The 21,090-nt window shown below is 29.7% G+C and carries 14 protein-coding genes and 4 riboswitches; of the genes, 13 read left to right on the top strand and 1 reads right to left on the bottom strand.

Going from position 1 to position 21,090, the window contains the following annotated elements; all coding sequences use genetic code 11:
- Positions 1–4 precede the first annotated feature (4 nt).
- The 9 genes from E0E45_RS11195 to E0E45_RS11155 all read left to right on the top strand — a co-directional run bounded on the left by E0E45_RS11195 (position 5) and on the right by E0E45_RS11155 (position 9,855).
- Positions 5–616, top strand: coding sequence for a uracil-DNA glycosylase family protein (locus tag E0E45_RS11195; protein WP_130891246.1), 612 nt, complete (start codon positions 5–7; stop codon positions 614–616).
- Complete coding sequence (locus E0E45_RS11190) at positions 597–1,148, top strand: 5-formyltetrahydrofolate cyclo-ligase (protein ID WP_130891245.1); 552 nt, start codon at positions 597–599, stop codon at positions 1,146–1,148. Before E0E45_RS11195 ends, E0E45_RS11190 begins: the two co-directional genes overlap by 20 nt.
- Positions 1,149–1,207: 59 nt before the next feature.
- Entirely contained in the window at positions 1,208–1,957 is a 750-nt protein-coding gene (locus E0E45_RS11185) for a YebC/PmpR family DNA-binding transcriptional regulator (RefSeq protein ID WP_130891244.1), read from the top strand.
- 81 nt (positions 1,958–2,038) lie between these two features.
- Positions 2,039–4,099 carry an ATP-dependent DNA helicase RecG gene (gene recG / locus E0E45_RS11180; protein ID WP_130891243.1) on the top strand — a complete coding sequence of 687 codons (2,061 nt, stop codon included), beginning with the start codon at positions 2,039–2,041 and terminating at the stop codon, positions 4,097–4,099.
- 278 nt (positions 4,100–4,377) lie between these two features.
- Positions 4,378–4,552: riboswitch (cobalamin riboswitch) on the top strand.
- A gap of 217 nt (positions 4,553–4,769) precedes the next feature.
- On the top strand, positions 4,770–5,708 hold the full coding sequence (gene nikB, locus E0E45_RS11175; RefSeq protein WP_130891242.1) for a nickel ABC transporter permease: 939 nt from the start codon (positions 4,770–4,772) through the stop codon (positions 5,706–5,708).
- Position 5,709: 1 nt separating this feature from the next.
- Entirely contained in the window at positions 5,710–6,534 is an 825-nt protein-coding gene (nikC, locus tag E0E45_RS11170; RefSeq protein ID WP_130891241.1) for a nickel transporter permease, read from the top strand.
- Between the two features lie 71 nt (positions 6,535–6,605).
- Positions 6,606–8,111, top strand: coding sequence for an ABC transporter substrate-binding protein (locus E0E45_RS11165; protein WP_232044164.1), 1,506 nt, complete (start codon positions 6,606–6,608; stop codon positions 8,109–8,111).
- 9 nt (positions 8,112–8,120) lie between these two features.
- Positions 8,121–8,906, top strand: coding sequence for an ABC transporter ATP-binding protein (locus tag E0E45_RS11160; RefSeq protein WP_130891239.1), 786 nt, complete (start codon positions 8,121–8,123; stop codon positions 8,904–8,906).
- Positions 8,896–9,855: an ABC transporter ATP-binding protein gene (locus E0E45_RS11155; RefSeq protein WP_130891238.1), complete on the top strand. Its 960-nt coding sequence runs from the start codon at positions 8,896–8,898 to the stop codon at positions 9,853–9,855. Before E0E45_RS11160 ends, E0E45_RS11155 begins: the two co-directional genes overlap by 11 nt.
- Positions 9,856–10,675: 820 nt before the next feature.
- Here the strand turns inward: E0E45_RS11155 and E0E45_RS11150 are convergent.
- Positions 10,676–11,092, bottom strand: coding sequence for a hypothetical protein (locus E0E45_RS11150; RefSeq protein WP_130891237.1), 417 nt, complete (start codon positions 11,090–11,092; stop codon positions 10,676–10,678).
- A 107-nt stretch (positions 11,093–11,199) separates the two neighbouring features.
- Positions 11,200–11,388: riboswitch (cobalamin riboswitch) on the bottom strand.
- Between the two features lie 291 nt (positions 11,389–11,679).
- Positions 11,680–11,856: riboswitch (cobalamin riboswitch) on the top strand.
- A 117-nt stretch (positions 11,857–11,973) separates the two neighbouring features.
- Between E0E45_RS11150 and E0E45_RS11145 the strand changes: the two genes are divergently transcribed.
- The 4 genes from E0E45_RS11145 (at position 11,974) to E0E45_RS11130 (ending at position 21,078) form a co-directional block, all read left to right on the top strand.
- Positions 11,974–13,956 (top strand): TonB-dependent receptor, encoded by a 1,983-nt coding sequence (locus E0E45_RS11145; RefSeq protein WP_130891236.1) that lies wholly within the window; start codon positions 11,974–11,976, stop codon positions 13,954–13,956.
- An 87-nt stretch (positions 13,957–14,043) separates the two neighbouring features.
- Positions 14,044–14,925 (top strand): ABC transporter substrate-binding protein, encoded by an 882-nt coding sequence (locus E0E45_RS11140; RefSeq protein ID WP_130891235.1) that lies wholly within the window; start codon positions 14,044–14,046, stop codon positions 14,923–14,925.
- Positions 14,926–14,946: 21 nt separating this feature from the next.
- Positions 14,947–18,687 carry a cobaltochelatase subunit CobN gene (cobN, locus tag E0E45_RS11135; RefSeq protein ID WP_130891234.1) on the top strand — a complete coding sequence of 1,247 codons (3,741 nt, stop codon included), beginning with the start codon at positions 14,947–14,949 and terminating at the stop codon, positions 18,685–18,687.
- 119 nt (positions 18,688–18,806) lie between these two features.
- Positions 18,807–18,980: riboswitch (cobalamin riboswitch) on the top strand.
- A gap of 118 nt (positions 18,981–19,098) precedes the next feature.
- Entirely contained in the window at positions 19,099–21,078 is a 1,980-nt protein-coding gene (locus tag E0E45_RS11130; RefSeq protein WP_130891233.1) for a TonB-dependent receptor family protein, read from the top strand.
- The last annotated feature ends 12 nt before the right edge of the window (positions 21,079–21,090 follow it).

Below are 21,090 nucleotides of genomic sequence, written 5' to 3'. Positions count from 1 at the left end.
GTAGATAATGATAAATGAAGAAGTAGGAGAACTTTGGGAAACAATAAAGTTTGAAGTTGAAGGTCTTGGAAATAATTATGGAGAGGGAGCTGACAGGAAACTTCTCATAGGAAGTGGAAATAAAGATGCCTCAGTCCTTTTTATAGGAGATGACCCAGATCTTTATCAAAATGAAGATTTGAAAGTTGCTTCTGGTTCTAGTGGAGAATTTCTTATAAAATTATGTGATATAGAAGGAATACTTCCAGATGAATATTACATAACTACACTTGCTAAAAAAGACTGTAAATTTAGAGAATATATGGAAGATGATCAAAATGAATTATTGGAAATGCTGGATATGCAGATAGCTCTTATAAATCCAAAAATAGTTGTAGCTTTAGGTCCGGAAGCAGCTAGAGCTCTTCTTAAAAGGGATGTAAAGATAGGGGAGGAAAGAGGAAAGTTTATACAATGGATTGGAGGAATAAAACTTTTACTTACTTATGATGTAAATTTTGTAAAAAAGTCTAGAAATGACAGTGGTAAAAAATCAAAAGTAGCCATAGAATTCTGGAGTGACCTTAAACTTTTGAAAGAGGAGATGTCAAAAGGGTATGGAGAAGAAGAATATTAGAAATTATATAAGAGGAAAAAGAGAATTACTTTCATTTTTTGAAGTTGAAGAAACAAGTGAAAAAATAACAGAAGCATTATTGGAAAGCAGTTATTTTCAGAAAGCTGAAACAGTAATGAGCTATATGAGTTTTAAAAATGAAGTAGATACTCACGAAATAAATAAGGCCATATTGAGAGCAGGGAAAAAGCTTATACTTCCAAGAACAGTGGGAAATGAAAATATGGAGGCTGTAGAATATGGAAAAGGTTTTCAAAAAGGAACTATGGGTATAGAAGAGCCCATTGGAGATAAATATACTGGAAAAATAGATTTGATAATAGTTCCAGGGGTAGCTTTTGATAAAGAGGGAAATAGAATTGGATTTGGAAAAGGATATTATGATAGGTTTTTAGAAGATTATCCAGACTCAATAAAAGCATCTCTTGCATATGAATTTCAAATTGTAGAAAAAATAGAAGCTGAAAAACATGATAAAAAAGTAGATATCATTTTTTTAAAAAATAATTTGATTGAGGCTAAGAAATATTGAAAAATCTGAGCTAATATGATAAAATTTTATATTATTAAGAAAAAATTAGGAGGTTTCTTGTGTCAGGACATAGTAAATGGAATAATATCCAACATAGAAAAGGTGCTCAAGATAGAAAAAGAGCAAAATTATTCACTAAATTTGGAAGAGAACTAACAATAGCAGCTAAAGAGGGTGGGGGGGATCCAAACTTTAACCCTAGACTTAGACTCGCAATAGAGAAAGCAAAAGCTGGAAATATGCCTAAAGATATATTAGAAAGAGCTATTAAAAAAGGAACTGGAGAGCTTGAAGGTGTAGAATTCTCTGAAATCAGATATGAAGGATATGGTCCAGCAGGAACAGCTTTTATAGTTGATGTAGTTACAGACAATAAAAATAGATCAGCTTCAGAAGTTAGAATGACTTTCACTAGAAAAGGTGGAAATCTTGGAACTGATGGTGCTGTTGCATGGATGTTTAAAAAACAGGGAGTTATTACTGTAAAATCAGAAGGAATAGATCCAGATGAATTTATGATGGCAGCTTTAGAAGCAGGAGCAGAGGATGTATCTGAAGAGGATGGAGTATTTGAAGTTATCACTGACTATACTGAATTCCAAACTGTTCTTGAAAATCTAAAAACAGCAGGATATGCTTATGAAGAAGCTGAAATTTCAATGAACCCAGAAAATAAAGTTGAGATCACTGATCTTGAAACTGCTAAAAAAGTAATGGTTCTTTATGATGCATTAGATGATCTTGATGATGTTCAAGATGTTTATGCTAACTTTGATATCGCAGAGGAATTACTAGATCAATTAGATTAGAAAAAAGTATAGTGAGGGGGCTCAAAATTATTTTAGTTTTGAGCTGCCTCATAATTTTTATATAGAAGGAGGGAAATTTCCATGAAAAAAGAAGAATACAGAGATATGTATCAGCCTATAGAAGATGCTGAAATAAAGTATTTCGATGAAAAAAATACAAATAAGCTGAAAAGACTGGGAATAAAATCTTTGTATGATTTATTCTATTATTTCCCAAGAGCATATGATGACAGAACTAATATCATGAAGATGGGAGATCTTCGTGGAGATGAATATGTAGTTCTCAAAGGAACACTTCTTACAGTGACTGCACCTCCTACCAGATCAGGGTTGAAGATGGTCAAGGCAACTGCTACCGACAATACAGGGATAATAGAACTGGTGTGGTTTCAAATGCCTTACCTTAGAAAAACTCTAAAGATAGGAGAGGAATATATATTCATTGGTCAGATAAAAAGAGGTTATGTCTATCAACTGGTAAATCCAGAATTCAAACTAAGTAGTAACCAGCAGAAACTTGAAACAGGAGAAATACTTCCTATATATAGTACAAGTAAAGAGATGCCTCAGAATACTCTTCGTAAGCTGATGAAAGAAGCTATGAAAAGCAAACTTTATATTTTTCAGGAGAATATTCCAGAGGAGATATTGAAAAAGTATAAAGTAATGGATAGAGAACATGCTATGAGAGAGATACATTTTCCAAAGAACAGTAAAAATCTTGAGGAAGCAAAGAGAAGATTTGCAATAGAAGAATTACTGGTACTGGAAATGGGAATACTTCAAAAAAGGTTCGAAATGGACAGTCAGAATACAAGCAAATATGAGCTTGAAGATAAAAAAACTTTGGTAAAACAATATCTTGAAAATTTGACTTTTTCTCTTACTAAAGCACAAAAAAAAGTTATAACAGAAATATATAGAGATCTTTCAAATGGAAGAATAATAAATAGGCTTATACAGGGAGATGTTGGAAGTGGAAAAACAATAGTGTCTATGGTGCTTCTTCTTTATATGGTAGAAAACTCATATCAGGGAGTGTTGATGGCACCAACAGAGATACTTGCAGTGCAGCATTATCTTTCAGTAAAGGATAAATTTGAAAAACTTGGAGTAAAGGTAGAACTTCTCACTGGAAGTTTTAAAGGGAAAGCTAAACAGAAGCTTCTGGATTCAATAAAAGAGGGAGAAGTGGATATAGTTATAGGAACTCATGCCCTTATAGAAGAAAATGTAGAATTTGAAAGACTTGGACTTATAATAATAGATGAACAGCACAGGTTTGGAGTAGTACAGAGGAAATTATTGAGAGATAAGGGAGTTTTGGCTAATCTTGTGGTAATGAGTGCAACACCTATTCCAAGATCATTGGCATTGAGTATTTATGGAGATTTAGATGTATCAGTAATAGATGAACTTCCTCCAGGGAGAAAACCTATCAAAACTAAATGGATAGCTACAATAGAAGAAACAAAAACTATGTATGAATTTATTGGAAAAAAGCTTTTTCAAGGAAGACAGGCATATTTTGTTGCCCCTCTTATAGAGGAAAGTGAAAAGTTGGCAGCTAAATCTACAGAAGAACTTCTTGAGGAAGTGAGCAAATATCTTCCTGATTATAGAATTGGGGTGCTTCATGGAAGGATGAAGAATGCTGAAAAAGATGAAATAATGAGTAGATTTAAGAATAAGGAACTGGACATAATGGTTTCAACCACTGTTATCGAAGTAGGAGTAGATGTACCTAATGCCACAGTTATGGTAATAAATAATGCTGAAAGATTCGGACTTTCTGCCCTACATCAGCTAAGAGGAAGAGTAGGAAGAGGAGAATATCAGTCTTACTGCTTTCTAGTGTCAAGAACAGATAATGCTGTTTCTAAATCAAGACTTCAGGTAATGGAAGAAACACAGGATGGATTTAAAATAGCAGAGGAAGATTTAAAACTTAGAAAATCAGGAGAAATATTTGGAACAAAACAGAGTGGGTTCAGTGATCTTAAATTTACAGATATAGTTCATGATGTGAAAACTATCAAACTTGTAAAGGATATTTGTACAGATTATCTGAAAGAGAATAAAGGGATAATAAAAAATAGATATCTAAAATATGATATTGAAGAAAAATTTAAAGAAAATTAAAAATAAATAAAAACATTATTGAGAATTTATTAGAAAATTTAAAAATGATATGCTGCCTTTACATAGATAGATAAAATAATAAAAATTTATCTATTATGAAGGCAGTATTTTTTAGAGAAAAATTATTTATTAAATAAAAATTTAAATATATATTAAATTTAGATAAAGCCAGTTAAAAAGTAAATATTAACATAGATCGTTTATTATTCTCTAAATAAACACATTTATTTGAAGAAAAAAATTGACAAAAATTTTTATATATGTTTTAATTCTTATTAAGAAATAAATAAAAATTAGGTGCTTATAGCTTAAAAGAGGAAGTAGGTGAAATTCCTACGCAGCCCCCGCTACTGTAAGATTGATGAAACTATCAAAACCACTGGAAAATTCTGGGAAGGGATAGGAGTAAGATGAAATCAAGCCAGGAGACTTATCTAGTTTTAGTTTTAACTTTTATTGGGGAGATAAGAGTGATAGATTATTATATAATAATGATATATTTATTAAAAAATAATATTTATAGTTATTGAAAATAATCAATTCTTTAAGACTAAAATTTTAAAATTAAGGGGAAATCTCTATTTTGAAATTTTAGCTGTAAGGATTGATTTTTTTATTTTAAATCTGGATAGAAGAGGTATAAAGATAAAATCAAGGGGAGCAGAAAATAATGAATGGAAAGAATTTTTTAAAGAAGTTATTTCAAATAGGAATTGTTTTATTTGGAATAAGTTTTTTAACATTTGCATTAATATATTTATCTCCAGGAGATCCAGCAGAAATTATGCTGACAGCCTGTGGAAATATTCCAACACCAGAGCTTTTGGCTCAGACAAGAATAGAATTGGGGTTAGATAAGCCATTTTTAACTCAATATGGAGATTGGCTGCTCAAAATATGCAGAGGAGATATGGGGTACTCTTATTCTTTAAAGGTTCCAGTTTGGAGAAAGCTTATTTCCAACTTTTTTATAACATTAAAATTAGCTGTAGCATCATTAGTTTTAATGGTGGTAATATCAATACCATTAGGAGTGTTTGCTGCAATAAATAGAAATAAAAAAATAGATTATTTTGTAAGGGGATTTACTTTTATAGGAATATCAGTTCCAAGTTTTTGGTTGGGATTAATATTTTTAAGTATATTTGGAGTAAAATTGAAATTGGTACCAATAGCAGGAGGGACAGCAAACTTGAAAGCTTTAATTCTTCCAGCAATAACCTTAGCTTTGTCAATGTCAGCAAAATATACAAGGCAAGTGAGAACAATAGTATTAGATGAATTAAGACAGGACTATGTAACTGGAGCAAGAATAAGGGGAATGAGTGAAAAAATAATAATGATTAAACATATTCTTCCTAATGTGCTACTTCCTTTAGTAACGCTTTTAGGGTTATCTTTAGGAAGTTTATTAAGTGGAACAGCAGTTGTAGAAATAGTATACAACTGGCCTGGAATGGGAAGTATGGCTGTAAAAGCAATTTCAACTCATGACTATCCGCTAGTACAGGGGTATGTTTTATTTATAGCATTATTTTATATGCTAATAAATTTGGCAGTAGACAGTTCTTATAAATATTTAGATCCTAGATTGGGGGAGAAGCATTAAAATGGATTTAATAAAAAGATTGATGAAAAATAAGCAGTTTGTAATTTTTTCTATATTGGCATTGATAGTTGTATTAATTGCTGTTTTTGCTCCATGGATTGCAGCAAAAAATCCTTATGATGCAATAATGACTGATTCATTAGTTCCACCAGGGGAAAAATATATGTGGGGAACAGATAGATTAGGAAGAGATATGTTTTCAAGAATAATTTATGGAACAAGACCCTCATTAATAATGACATTTACTTTAGTTACAGTTGTATTTATAATGGGAACAGGATTTGGAATATTAGCAGGATATTTTGGAGGAATTGTAGATACAGTCATAATGAGATTTGCAGATATGATGATTTCATTTCCAGGGTTGGTCTTAGCGATAGCAGTAGCTGGATTATTAGGGCCAAATATGATTAATGCTATACTGGCTATAGCTTTAGTAAGCTGGCCAAAATATGCAAGGCTGGCAAGAAGTCTGGTTTTAAAAATTAAAAATAATATGTATATTGAAGCTGCTGTTGTAGGTGGAGCGAGAACAGGAAAAATAATTGGAAGATATCTTATTCCTAATATGATACCAACAATGATTGTGACAGCTACAACAGACATCGGCTCAATGATGTTGGAACTTACATCACTGTCTTTCTTGGGATTTGGGGCACAGGCTCCCACTCCAGAATGGGGACTGATGTTGAACGAAGGAAGAACATATATAACAAGAGCTTCATGGCTGATAATGTATCCAGGAATGGCCATAATAACAGTAGTAATAATATTTAATATGCTGGGAGACAGTATTCGTGATATTTTAGATCCTAAGGATAACTAAAAAATATAAGGAGGCAACAGGAGATGATAGTGAAAAGTAGAAAGTATGTCAGTAGAATTATTTTAATAGGGATGATGGTTTTAGCTATGATTGGTATATCAACATCAATAATAGCAGCTCAAAAAGAAATAGTAGTGGGAGTAACAAGTTTTGCTGATACTCTTGAAACTACAGAGCAGTATTTTAGCTGGGTAGTATCAAGATATGGAGTGGGAGAAACTTTAGTAAAATTTGATGAACATGGAGAAAAAGCTCCTTTATTAGCAGAAAGTTGGGAGAATAGCGAAGGTGGAAAAGTATGGAAATTTAAAATAAGAGAGGGAGTTAAATTTTCTGATGGAACAGAAATGACACCTGAAAGAGTAAAAAAATCTCTTGAACGTACATTTAAATTAAATAACAGAGCTTCAACATTCTTTGCTCCTAAGTCAATAGAGATAGATGGGGAGTATTTGTTAATAAGTACGGATACTCCAGTGACTGTTCTTCCAGAATGTTTAGCGGACCCTTTATTTATAATTGTTAATACAGATGCAGATACTTCAACTTTTGCAATGAAAGGACCAGTTTGTACTGGACCATATGTAGTGGAATCTTTTAACCCAACTGAGGTATGTGTTGTGGTTAAAAATAAATACTATTGGAATGGAGAAGTTCCTTTAGATAAAGTAACTTTTAGATGTATAAATGATCAAGCTACACGTTCAATGGCATTACAGTCAGGGGAAATTCAGATTGCATATAATCTTAAAACAGAAAATTTACAAGATTTTGCAGATGAAAAGAAATATCATATTCAAAGTTTGGAATCTTTAAGAACAACTTTTGCCTTTATGAATGAAAAAGGTGTTCTTGGAGATAAAGTCTTACGTCAGGCAGTATCAAGAGCTTTAAACAGAGATATCTATTGTAAAGTCTTGTTGGAAGGAGGAGCAACTTCAGGAAAAGCTCCAATTCCTCCAACATTAGATTTTGGTTTTGATGAGTTAATAGATGAGAATAGTTATAATCCAGAAAGTGCAAAACAATTATTGAAAGATGCAGGTTATAAAGATATTGATGGAGATGGTTTTATAGAAACTCCTGATGGTAAAAAAATTCAACTTGATTTTGTAATTTATACAAGCAGAGAAGAATTGAAAATATATGCTCAGGCAGCTCAAATAAGTCTTAAAGAAGTTGGAATTAATGTTAAAATAAATACAGTGAGCTATGAAACTTTGTTAGATTTAAGAGATGCTGGAAGATTTGATATGTTAATTTGGAATATGCTAGTAGCAAATACTGGAGATCCCGAGAAATATTTACGTGAAAACTGGTATAGTAAATCACCATCTAACCAGACAGGGTATAATAATGCAAAAGTAGATGAATTATTGGATAAACTGTCAGCAGAATTTAACTCTGAAGAAAGAAAAAAACTTACTATTGAAATTCAGCAGTTAATAATGAATGATATTCCTACAATTTTCTTCGGGTATGAAACAACATATTTAATAACTTCAAAAGATATTATAAATACAGTATTGTATCCAACAGACTACTACTGGATAACAAATAAAACAGATTTAAAATAGGAGAATATTATGTTAAAGATAAAAAATTTAACTATACAATATGGAGATAAAGAACCAGTAGTAAAAGATTTTAGTCTATCAGTAAAAAAAGGCGAAATTCTAGGTATAGTAGGAGAAAGCGGGAGTGGGAAAACTACAATAATAAAAAGTATAGTAGGAGCTCTTTCATATAATAGTAAAATAATATCTGGAAGCATTGTTTTAGATAATGAGGAATTGTTAGATAAGAATGGAGAGATATTGAAAAAAAACAGAGGAAAAAATATAGCTATGATATTTCAAGACTGTCGGAATACTCTAAATCCAATTAGGAAAATAGGGAGTCAATATATTGAATATATTCAATATCATTCAAATTGCTCAAAGGAAGAAGCGAGAAAAAAAGCTGAGTTGATGTTAACAAAAATGAAGCTTCCTGATCCTGAAAATGTAATGGCGAGTTATCCTCATCAGTTGAGTGGAGGAATGTGCCAAAGAATAGGGATTGCCATGGCAATGACATTTAATCCCAAAATATTGTTAGCTGATGAGCCTACAAGTGCTTTAGATGTAACAACACAGGCACAGATTGTGCAGGAGTTAATAAATTTGAGAAATACATATAAGACAAGCATAATAATTGTAACTCATAATTTAGGAGTAGCTTCATATATGTCAGATAATATAGTAGTAATGAAAGATGGAAATATAATAGAAAAAGGAAAACCTGAACAAATATTGAGTTCTCCAAGGAGTAATTATACAAAAATACTGTTAGATTCTGTTCCAGGATTGGAGGAAAGACATGTTGTGTAAAGATTCAGATATAATATTAAAAACAAATGGTATTTCCAAAATATTTATGACAGCAAAGAATCAACCGTTATTAGCATGTGATAATATAAATTTAAATGTTTATAAAGGGAAAACTTTAGGAATAGTGGGAGAAAGCGGCTGTGGAAAATCTACATTTGTGAGAATGCTCATGCAGCTTGAAGAAGTAAGCTCTGGGAGTATAATTTATGAAAATAGAGATATAGCTCATTTTTCTAAAAAAGAAATATGGGAGCATAGAAAAAATATGCAGATGATATTTCAGGATTCAATGGCAGCATTTAATCCAAAAATGAAAATTATAGATATTATTACAGAACCTTTGATGAACTATGGACTGTTATCCAGCAAAGATAAAAAGCAAAAGGCTGAAGAATTACTGGAAATGGTAGAACTTTCTAGAGAATATCTATATTCATATCCTCATAATGTAAGTGGAGGACAGCTTCAAAGAGTAGGAATAGCAAGAGCACTTTCACTGAATCCTAAAATATTGATATGTGATGAAGCTACTTCAGCTTTAGATGTTTCTATACAAGACAGTATTATAAAGTTATTGAAAAAATTACAGCAGGAAAAAGATTTGAGTATAGTTTTTGTATGTCATGATTTAGCTTTGGTTCAATCTTTTTCTCATGAGGTTGTTGTAATGTATCTTGGGAATATAATGGAAATTTTGCCAGGACAAAGAGTGAAAAAAGAAGCAATGCACCCATACACAAAAGCTTTAGTAAATGCCGTATTTACTCTGGATATGAGTTCTAAAGACAATTTAGAATTACTAGAGGGAGAAGTACCAAGTCCTTTGAATCTTCCAGAAGGATGTCCTTTTGTAAATCGCTGTAGGTGTGCAATAGAGATATGCAGAAAAGAAAAACCAACTTTAAAAGAAATTAATAATGAACATAAAATAGCTTGTCATTTGAACTAAAAAATAAGTTTAATATATAATATTTTACTTTAAGTATAGTATATAAAAAAAGAACAGCTTCATTGCTGTTCTTTTTTGTGTTTATAATAAAAAGCAACTTCATTGTTGTCCTTTATTATTTTGTAAAAATAATATTTTAAGGTAAGTATACCATTTAGGGCTTTAAGAAACAAAGCAATAACTTTTTACTTTATTAAAAATTTTAGTTAACATTACAATTTTATTCTTTCACTATAAGTATATAACATAAATAAAATAAATACAATAATATATTTTGTTTATTTTTATATATATTTTATAATTATAAGATTCTTTTTTTCAATTTATTTTTCTATTTTTGGTAATAAATTATTTACTTTGGTGAATATATTATATTTAATTTTTTTATTTAAAATCTATTTCTTAAGAGCAAATTTATAAAATTCTATTTATTAAGTCAATTCATAAAGTCTAAAACTTATATATTTATTTATGTTGTATATGCTTGTATAAAAAATATTTATATTATATAATGATATTACCAAGAAGAAATTCATGGCTGCATTACCCCCCAGGTAATGTGTTTATACGTCAATTAATTTTCCCACCAATAATTTTTTACTTTGACCAGATAAGAAGTTATTGGTGGAACCCCAAATAATAGGTTTTTAATCACATTTTCTTCTGGTTATATGCGATTAATATATAATATTTAATTCTGTGTAATTTAAACTTAAAGTAGCCCTTAATTGGGCTATTTTAAATTAAAACATATTTGAAAATAAAAATTTGATATAAAAAAGGCTCTTCCAATGTGGAAGAGCCTTTTTAGTGAATATTATTAATTAGAAATCAAAACAGTATCATCAAAAGAAAATACTTTTTTAATACTTTCAATAGAAGCCACATTTCCTAAATTAAAATATTTTTCATAATCAATGGACAAAAATAATTTTGTTTCTGGATTTAAAGATAAACTTTTATTAATAAAAATATCATAATATAATTCTAAAAGACTGGGGATATGATTATAAGTTTTGATAATTTCTTCAGGAAAAAAATTAGGAAATTCAAGCTCATTTTTATTTCCTATTACATATAAATTATTTCCTTTATTGTCTTTTCCTTTTAAAATAATATCAATAGGAATATGATGTTTTGAATATTGGGATAATTCCATATTAAGTAGCACATTATTTTTCCATTCTCCTTTTGTGAGCATTTCTTCAAATATTTCTTTTAATTCTTTTAAAATCATAATATCCTCCTTGATAGATAAAATCTGTTAAAATAAAAAACTTCTCTTAAAAAATAAGAGAAGCATAAAAGATTTTATTCTTTTATACTTCTCATCCTCGTGAGCAGCATATAATATTATTTTATGGCAGGTCTCCTGACTTAGAATCACTTTACTTGCATACCTTCCCAAAATATATAGTTATATTTCAGTGGCAATTTGCTTTCATCCTCATTACAGTGGCGGGACCGTACAGGATTTAAACCTGTTTCCCTTTTAATCTAGTAATAACTAGAACCAAAAAATAAATATTTTATTGTAGTGTTCTTGATCAAATAATATATTAATTTTCTTTGAAAGTCAATGATAAAAAAGTAGTTATACTTTATTTTAAATTACTTAAAACTTAGTTTATAAAAGATGAAAAATAATCTCCTTAATATTATAGAAAAAATAAAATTAAAAATTATGAAAATATCAATTTTATTCATTAAGATTAGAGTAATTTTGTATACTGATATTATTTTAAAAATTAAATTGTATTAAAATAGAAAGTGAAAATTTTATATTGACAATTATGTTTGTATATCGTATTATATTGGTGATAAATTAAATAAAAACGATTAGGTGCAAACAAGCTTAATAGAGGAAGAGGGGTGAGAATCCCCCACAGCGCAAGCTGCTGTATGGTTGACGAAATCACAAAGATGTCACTGGGAAACTGGGAAGGCGTGAAAGTAGGATGAAACTGAGTCAGAAGACTTACCAATTAATATATTTGAAAATGCAAATTTCTATTATTTTTTGAATTTCATTATTTCAGAATTGGTGCTCTGATTAGGTAAGTTATTTTACCTAATCAGAGTTTTTATTTGTAATTTTTTATAAATAAGGGGGAAATAATGAAAAAATATTTAATGTTAGCAGCTATTTTAGTTGTTAGTTCATCAATCTCAGCAGCTGATGAGAAGTTTGCAGTTAAACTAGATGAAACAATAGTTTCTGCTGAAAGTTTTGGAACAAGTGTATTGGAAACACCTAAAAATGTAACAGTAATAACTTCAGAAGATATTGAGAGAAGGGGTGCTCAAACTATTGAAGATGCTATAAAAGGTGTTCCTGGAATGACAACTTTTAGTAATATTGGTGGGGATGATCCTAAGGTATCATTTAGAGGTATGGCTCCAGGAAAAGAAAATCAAAATATACTTGTCTTGTTAAATGGAGTTCCTTACAATAGTCTTGTGGATACAGCAGGGTTTAATTTTAATCTTATTCCAATAGGAACTGTTGAAAGAATAGAAGTAGTTCCTAATGGAGGAAATGTACTGTATGGAGAAGGAGCAGTAGCTGGAGTAATAAATATTATCACTAAAGAAGGTAAAGATAAAAAATATTATGGAACTGTTGGATTTGAAACTGGTTCATATAGTTTAAGAAATTATACAGTAAATGCTGGAACTCAAATAACTGATAGATTATCAGCAAATATTAATTATGTAAATAAAAATGTAGATAATTATAGAAAACATGACAGTAGAGATATTGAATATGTGGATATTAATACAAAATATAAATTAGATAATGGAGCTTTATCATTCGGATATAGCCATTCTGAAGTAGAATCTTATTTTCCAGGAGAAATTGTAAGTAAAGATGATGTAAAAAAACCTTATACTTCTTTAACTGAAGGAAAAGAAACGGTAAAAACATATAAATTAAATTATGAGACAAAATTGTCAGATAATTTAGAATTTATGTTTACAGGAAATTATAGAGATAAATTATATGAATCGACTGGTTTTAAAACTGGAGCAATACCTCCTAGAAGAGGACCAAGTAGTTTAAGAGATACTCAATCATTATACTTAAGTTCACAAATTAAATATAAATATTTAGAGAACTCTCATTTAATTGTTGGAGGAGACTATTCTGATGGAGAATCTAAATATAGATATTATAATTCGAAAAATATAGGGGCTATAGATACAAGTACTAATACAGACAGAAAATCTTTTGGTGCTTTTGCAATAAATAATTTAAAAATAAATAACTTTATTTTTACTCAAGGATATAGACATCAGAGAATGAAATATGATGTAGTAGATAATAAAACAACAAAATATAACTTTAATAAAACATACAATGAAGATGCTTTCGAACTAACTGGAAATTATTTAATTAATGAAAGCAGTTCTATTTATTTAACATATAACAGAGCATTCAGAGCTCCTACAGTTGATGAAGTTGGATATTGGAATAAAAATGTTCGTGATATAGAAGTTCAAACTTCAGATACTTTTGAATTAGGAGCAAAAAGTTTATGGAATAATTTTTATTTTTCAGGAGCTATTTTTCAAACAAGAACAGAAAATGAAATTTTTTATACTAGATATGAAGATGAACTTACAAGTCCAGCTTCTGGAAATTATAATTTACCTGGAAAAAATATAAGAAGAGGAATTGAATTAACAATGGAGCAATATTTTGATAAATTAACTCTGAGAGAAAGCTTTAGTTATATTCATCATGAGATAGATAGTGGAGTTTTCAAGGGAAAGGATATTCCAGGGGTTCCAAATTATATATATAACTTGGGACTAGATTATAGTATTTTAGATAACTTAACATTTAATACATCATTCTATTATTATGGTAGTGCATATGCATCAAGCGACTTTGATAACAGTTTTGGAAAACAAGATGGACATACAGAACTTAATATGTCATTAAATTATCAAATGGCTAATGGATTAACAATATATGGTGGAGTAAATAATTTGTTAGATGAAGAATACTTTAATTCTAAAGTTTCTGGGACTAAATTAAAATATTATTATGGAACAAGAAGAAACTACTATGTTGGGTTTAAATATAGCTTTTAAAATTTAGAAACAATTAGATAAGAGAGGCAATATAGAATAGAATATTATTTTATATTGCTTTTCTTTAATTAGGATTAAGGAGGGAAAATGAAAAGAATTATTTGTATATTTTTTATAGGGATATTAACTACAACTTTTTTATATGGGCAGAAAACGTCTATAAAAAAATATAATAGAATAATTTCTTTGTCTATGGCAGGAGATGAAATGCTTTTTGATTTGGTAGAAAAAGACAGAATACTTGCATTTAGTGGATATTCTAATAAAAATGAAATGGCTTCTGTTTTATACAATAAATTAGATAATTTTAAAAAAGTAGACAATGTAGAAAAAATAATTGATATGGAGCCAGATTTAATAATTGCAGCTAACTGGTTGAAAAAAGATATATTATCTCAACTAGAGGATGCAGAAATTAATGTTTATATTTATAATACTTCTTCTACATATGAAGAGCAGAAAAAACTTATACTGGAGCTTGCCAAATTAGTGGAAGAAGAGGAAAAAGGAAATGAAATAATAAGAAATATGGATGAAAGATTAGCAGTAGTTCAAGAAAAAATAAAAAAAAGCGGAAAAAATTCACCCAGAGTATTGGAATATTCACATTATGAAGGAACCAATGGAAAGGGAAGTATTTTTGATGACATGCTTCAAAAAATATATGTTATAAATACTGCTAGAGAAGCAGGGATAGGACGTTTTGCAAAAATATCAAAGGAAAAAGTTATAGAGATTAATCCAGATGTAATTATAGTACCTATATGGGATTCTACTGCTGCAAAGGATGGAAGTAGATTTTTAGAATTTTTGAGTAAGGATAAAAGCTATAAAGACTTGAAAGCTGTAAAAAATGGCAGAATATATCCTATTCCAGGAAAATATGTGTACATATATTCTCAATATATTATAGATGGAATAGAAGAGTTAGCTAACAGTATTTATCAATTAAAAGATGATAAAGAATAGTATTTTTCAAAAGGAGAAAATATGTTTAAAATTACTTTGGTTACATCAAACTATGATAATAGTTATACATTTAACAAGATATGTAAAAAGCTAACAGAAGAACATTGTGGTGATTTTGAATTTAGTTTTTTTAAATCTAATACAGTGGATAAGTCTGATGAGGAATATAGAAAACTTGAAAATGAAATAAGAACAAGCAATATAGTTTATATTCTTCTACATGGAGGAGTTTCAAGCTTTAAAAAATTTATAAATCTAAAAAAAACATTTTGGGGAAGTATCCCATTTTTTATTAATACTACAATTGATGATGAAAATAGAGAGTTTGTTGAACAGGGAGGAATGCCAGCAGCAACAGCATATAATATGACAAAATATTATACTTTAGGGGGAGAAGAGAATTATAAGAATATGATTCTCTATACAGCTTCAGAGCTGGGGAATAAAAAATATCCATATGAAAAATACACTTATATGAGATGGGAAGGAATATATAAGGATGGAGACATAGTTGAAGATGAGGAGAATTTTATTAAGAAAATAGCAGAAGAGCCCATAGTAGTTGCTATTTTATTTCATGGAAAAGAATGGAATAGTAAACGAATAAAGGTAGTGGATAAATTTATAGAAGAGTTAAAAAAATTAGGAGTAACTCCTTATCCTATTTTTACAAATTCAATTTTGAAACAAGAAATCAAATCAAAAGGAATAAAGTGGGTAATAGAAAATTACTTAAAACATAAAGGGAAAGTAATACCTAAAGCAATTATTAACTTAATGGCATACTCACAAACTATTTTTAGTGAACCTGGAGATGGAACCACAATAGTAGAAAAAAGTATTTTTGAAGATTTAAAAATTCCTGTAATACAGGCTATGAGTACTTATCAAAATAGAGAAACATGGGAAAGAGATATAAGGGGGCTTGATTCTGAAGCTTTAACTACAGGAGTCTATTATCCAGAGTTTGATGGACAAATTATTTCTGTAACATGTTGTACTTATGAAACTATAAAAGATGAGTATGGAGAGAAAAAAATATTTATACCAATAGATGAGAGAGTAAATAAAATATCCAGATTAGCTGTAAATTGGATAAAATTAGGAATGAAAAAGAATGAAGATAAAAAAATAGCAGTTATTCTTCATAACATGCCTCCAAGAAATGATATGATAGGGAGAGCTTTTGGACTTGATACTCCTAATTCAGTAAATAATATGATGAAACTATTTTCAAAAATGGGGATAAAAATAGATCATGAATTTAAAGATGGAAATGAAATAATAAATACTATTATTAAAGGTGTATCTAATGATAAAAAATGGCTGACTAGTGAAAAAGTTTTGGAAAAAAGTATTGATAAAATAAACAAAGAAAAGTATCTGGAGTGGTTTTCCAAATTAGATAGAGAGGTACAGGAAAAAATAGAAGCTCAATGGGGAAAAGCTCCAGGGGAATTTATGATTTATGAAGATGTATTTCCAGTACCTGGAATTCTTAATGGAAATATATTTATAGGATTACAGCCTTCAAGAGGTATGGAAGAAAAAGCAGAAGAGGTATATCACAGTACAGATTTTATTATTCCACATCAATATTATTCTTTCTATAAGTGGATAAAAGAGGGATTTAAAGCAGATGTAATTTATCATGTGGGAACTCATGGAACTTTAGAATGGCTGCCAGGGAAAGAGGTTGGATTAAGTAACAGATGCTGTCCAGATTTTAATATAGATGATATTCCACATCTATATCCTTACTCAATAAATATTTCTGGAGAAGGACTACAGGCTAAAAGAAGAAGCAATGCAGTGCTGATTTCCTACATGATCCCTGCTCTTACACTTTCTGGAGAATATGAAGATATAGAAGAAATAGATGATTTGATTAAACAGTATTATCTGGCTGAAATAGGAAAAGATTCAAAAATAGTAGACTTGAAAGAGAATATTATAAAAAGAGTATTAGAATATAAATATAATTTAGATATGAATATTACTGAGGAAGAAATAAGAAAAAATTATTCTCTTTTTATAAATAAACTTCACTCATACATAGAAGAACTCAAAAGTTCAGTAATAAAAGATGGACTTCACATATTGGGAGAGGCTCCTGTAGGAGATAGATTAGCATCATTGATTCATGCTCTATTGAGAATTGAAAACTGTGGAATGATGGGGGCAGAAGAAGCAGTAGGAAAGAGTTTAGGGTATGATATAGAAGTTTTAAAAGAAAATCCTCATGGACATAATAAAATAGGAAAAACTAATTTAATGATACTGGATGATATAAGAAATATAACAGTAGAGATAGTAAGGGAAATATTAGGAGAAAAGAAATATCAAACTGTAGTTGAAAAAACAAAAGAATATAAAATAATAGATGAAAGCTATATTTTACTTTTAGAAAAAAATATTTTAGAGATAGTATTGCCTAAAATATTGGAAACAAAAAGAGAAAGTAAAAGTGTAGTAGATGGAGCTAATGGAAAGTTTATTGTTCCAGGACAGTCAGGATATCCAACAAGAGGGAATATAAATATTCTTCCAACAGGAACAAATTTTTATTCTATTGATCCATATAAAATTCCATCAAGAGCTTCATGGAAAGTAGGAATAAAACTAGCAGAAGAACTTATGAACAGATACATTGAAGATGAAGGAAAACTGCCAAAGAATATTGCTATGATTCTATATAGTGGTGATACAATAAAAACTAATGGAGATGATATAGCTGAAGCATTGTATCTTATGGGAGTAAAACCAGTATGGCTGAACAATGGAGATAGAGTAATAGGGCTAGAAGCTATTCCTTATGAAGAGCTGAGAAGACCTAGAATAGATGTAACATTAAGAATATCTGGATTGTTTAGAGATACTTTTCCTACTCTGATTAAGCTTTTAGAAGATGCTGTAAATACAGTTTCTCAATTAGATGAGAGTGATGAAGTAAATTATATAAAAAAGAACTTAAAAGATGATATAGAAAAACTTTTGGAAGATGGATACAGTTTTAGTGATGCTGAAAACTTATCTAAAGTCAGAATATTTGGATGTCCACCAGGAACATATGGAACAGGAGTAAGAGTATTAATAGAATCACAACAATGGGAAACAAGAGATGATTTAGGTCAGGCATATATAAATTGGAGCAGTCATGCCTACAGTAGTAATTATCATGGAACGAAATTAGAAAATATGTTTGTAAAAAGATTGAAAAACATAGATGTTACAGTAAAAAATGAAGCATCAGTAGAGTTAGATATGTTGGAAAGCGATGATTACTATGCATATCATGGTGGATTAACGGCAGCAGTAAAATATGCCAGTGGGAAAGAAGCAAGATCCTATAGTGGAAATACAAGTGATCCAAATAATGTGAAAATAAAAAGTTTAAAAGAGGAAACAGCAAGAATAATGAGATCAAGGATACTAAATCCAAAATGGCTTGAAGGTTTGAAAAGGCATGGATATAAAGGAGCCATGGAAGTAAGTGCAATGGTAGATATTGTGTTTGGCTGGGATGCCACTGCTGAAGTTGCAGAAGACTGGATGTATGACAGAATAACAGAGAAATATGTGCAAAATATAGAAAATAGAGAATGGATAAAAGAAAACAATCCTCATGCTTTAATGAATATAACTGAAAGGTTATTAGAGGCTGAACAAAGAGGAATGTGGAATACTTCAAAAGAAAAACTTGATGAATTAAGGAAGATATATATGAGCATAGAAGGTGATATTGAGGAATATGAAGAGTAAAAAAATTAAACTATAAATTTAATTATTAAGATATGTATATTTGATTTATGAAAAGAATAATTGTGAGAGATAATACACTTGACAATTTTGTTTGGATAATGTACTATTAAAATTAGAATAAAACAAAAAGATGATTAGGTGCATATGCTTAATAGAGGAAGAGGGGTGAGAATCCCCCACAGCGCAAGCTGCTGTATGGCGGACGAAATCACATTATGTCACTGGGAAACTGGGAAGGCGTGAGAGTAGGATGAAGCTAAGTCAGAAGACTTACCAATTAATATATTTGAAAATGTAAATTTCTGTTATTTTTTGAATTTCATTATTTCGGAATTGGTGCTCTGGTTAGGTAAAGTTTTTGCCTGATCAGAGTTTTTTGTTTATTACAAAATAAATATCTGGGAGGAAATAATGAAAAGGACTTTAATGTTAGCTGCTATATTGACAGTTGGAGCATCAATGGCAGCAATGGGAGAGGAAAATATTGCAAGTCAAAGACTTAATGAAACAGTAATAACAACAGGAGAAAGCTTTGGAACTTTAACTCATGAAACAGCTAAAAATGTAACTGTGATAACGAGTGAGGAAATTAAAGAAAGAGGAGCAGCAACTATCGATGATGCATTGAAAGGAGTTCCAGGTGTTACAATCAGAAAAATGGATGGAGCTTCACCAGTAATAGACTTAAGAGGGTCAGGAGCAACAGCAAAATATAATACAATAGTTCTTTTAGATGGAATTCCTTTGAATGGTGTAGCAGGATTCAATATAAACCAAATTCCAATTACAGAAGTAGAAAGAATTGAAGTTGTTCAAGGTGGAGGAGCTGTTATGTATGGTGATGGTGCTATTGGAGGAGTTGTAAATATTATAACTAAAACACCAGAAAATAAGATAAATTATGGAAGTGTTGGATTAGAAGCTGGTTCTTGGGAAACTACAAGAGCGAATCTAAGTTATGGAACTAAGATTGGAGATAAGTTATTATTAAATGCTTCGTATTCAGGATACTCAAGTATGGATTATAGAGATAGAAATACTGAATATAAAAATGATGAAGATAAAAGAGAATCGGTTTGGTTAAGAGGTAAGTATCTTTTAAAAGATGGAAACATTGAATTAAGATATAATCATAATGAAACTAAAGATTATTATACTGGTTATTTAGAAAAAGGTCAGTATGATAAAGATCCTACTAAACCTGGAAGTTATGGTGGAGTTATGCATAATATAACTGATATTTGGAATTTATCTTATAATAAAAAGCTAACTGATAAATTAGATTTATTAGTTTATGGAGGTTATTATGAAGATGAAAGTAAGAATCAAAATCAACTTACAAAAGAATATTATATAAATCCACAATTAAAGTATTCTTATGAAGAAAATAGTTACATTATTATAGGTGGAGATTATAGAGATGGAAATAGAGAGTTTAAAACTCCTGTATCTGTAAATGGCAAAGTTCAAAAAGCACCAGATGATGAAAGAGAATCATATGCTGGATATATAATGAATAAGACTACATTTGGAAAACTACAATTTACTCAAGGATATCGAAGGGAGAGGGTTAAATATAAGTACAGTACAAAAACTTATGGTCCTGGTTGGGTTTTACAAGAAATAACTCCTCACTCTTCAGATTACTCAAATAATGATAGTTTTGAGATAGGAGCAAACTATTTGTATTCTGATAGTGGAAATGTCTATTTTAATTATACAAGGGCAGTAAGAACACCAACTATAGGAGATGCTGGAGCTTGGTCAGGAGATGTAAAAACTCAAAAGAATGATGTTTATGAACTAGGAATAAGAGATATGATTAGGAATACAGCCATTTCAACATCTGTTTTTTATATAGATTCAGATAATGAAATTTATTATGATAAAACTGATGCCAATACTTCAACTAATAGAAATTTTGATGGAACTGTCAGAAGAATTGGAGCCCAGTTATCATTTGTTCATTACTTTGATAAATTAACTTTGAGAGAAAATATTTCATATATTGAACCAAAAATAACAAGTGGAGTATATGATGGAAATGAATTTGCAGGAGTAGCAAAATGGCAAGGGAATATAGGTGCTACATATAATATAACAAGTAATCTTTTAGTAAATGGAGATGCATATTATGTAGGAAAATCATATGCTGAAGATGATTTTGACAATTATTTTGGAAAAGATAATGATTATATAACAGTAGATGCAAATATATCTTATACACTGAGTAGTGGATTAGAACTTTATGGAGGAGTGAGAAATCTTTTTGATAAAGAATACTGCAATACAATAACATCAACAAGATCTTCTTATAGTCCTGGGCCAAGAAAAGTTTATTACCCAGCAGATGGAAGAAGTTTCTATGCAGGATTTAAATATAACTTCTAATTATTAAATTAA

The sequence above is a fragment of the Fusobacterium ulcerans ATCC 49185 genome (assembly GCF_900683735.1).
GTDB lineage: Bacteria > Fusobacteriota > Fusobacteriia > Fusobacteriales > Fusobacteriaceae > Fusobacterium_A > Fusobacterium_A ulcerans_A.
This window is presented reverse-complemented; position numbering and strand designations above follow the sequence as displayed.

Excerpts from the sequence above, each read along its gene's own strand:
- cobN (WP_130891234.1), top strand. The coding sequence starts at position 14,947 with ATGTTTAAAATTACTTTGGTTACATCAAACTATGATAATAGTTATACA.
- E0E45_RS11140 (WP_130891235.1), top strand. The coding sequence starts at position 14,044 with ATGAAAAGAATTATTTGTATATTTTTTATAGGGATATTAACTACAACT.
- recG (WP_130891243.1), top strand. The coding sequence starts at position 2,039 with ATGAAAAAAGAAGAATACAGAGATATGTATCAGCCTATAGAAGATGCT.
- E0E45_RS11145 (WP_130891236.1), top strand. The coding sequence starts at position 11,974 with ATGAAAAAATATTTAATGTTAGCAGCTATTTTAGTTGTTAGTTCATCA.
- E0E45_RS11150 (WP_130891237.1), bottom strand. The coding sequence starts at position 11,092 with ATGATTTTAAAAGAATTAAAAGAAATATTTGAAGAAATGCTCACAAAA.
- nikB (WP_130891242.1), top strand. The coding sequence starts at position 4,770 with ATGAATGGAAAGAATTTTTTAAAGAAGTTATTTCAAATAGGAATTGTT.
- E0E45_RS11130 (WP_130891233.1), top strand. The coding sequence starts at position 19,099 with ATGAAAAGGACTTTAATGTTAGCTGCTATATTGACAGTTGGAGCATCA.
- E0E45_RS11160 (WP_130891239.1), top strand. The coding sequence starts at position 8,121 with ATGTTAAAGATAAAAAATTTAACTATACAATATGGAGATAAAGAACCA.
- nikC (WP_130891241.1), top strand. The coding sequence starts at position 5,710 with ATGGATTTAATAAAAAGATTGATGAAAAATAAGCAGTTTGTAATTTTT.
- E0E45_RS11190 (WP_130891245.1), top strand. The coding sequence starts at position 597 with ATGGAGAAGAAGAATATTAGAAATTATATAAGAGGAAAAAGAGAATTA.
- E0E45_RS11165 (WP_232044164.1), top strand. The coding sequence starts at position 6,606 with ATGATGGTTTTAGCTATGATTGGTATATCAACATCAATAATAGCAGCT.
- E0E45_RS11155 (WP_130891238.1), top strand. The coding sequence starts at position 8,896 with ATGTTGTGTAAAGATTCAGATATAATATTAAAAACAAATGGTATTTCC.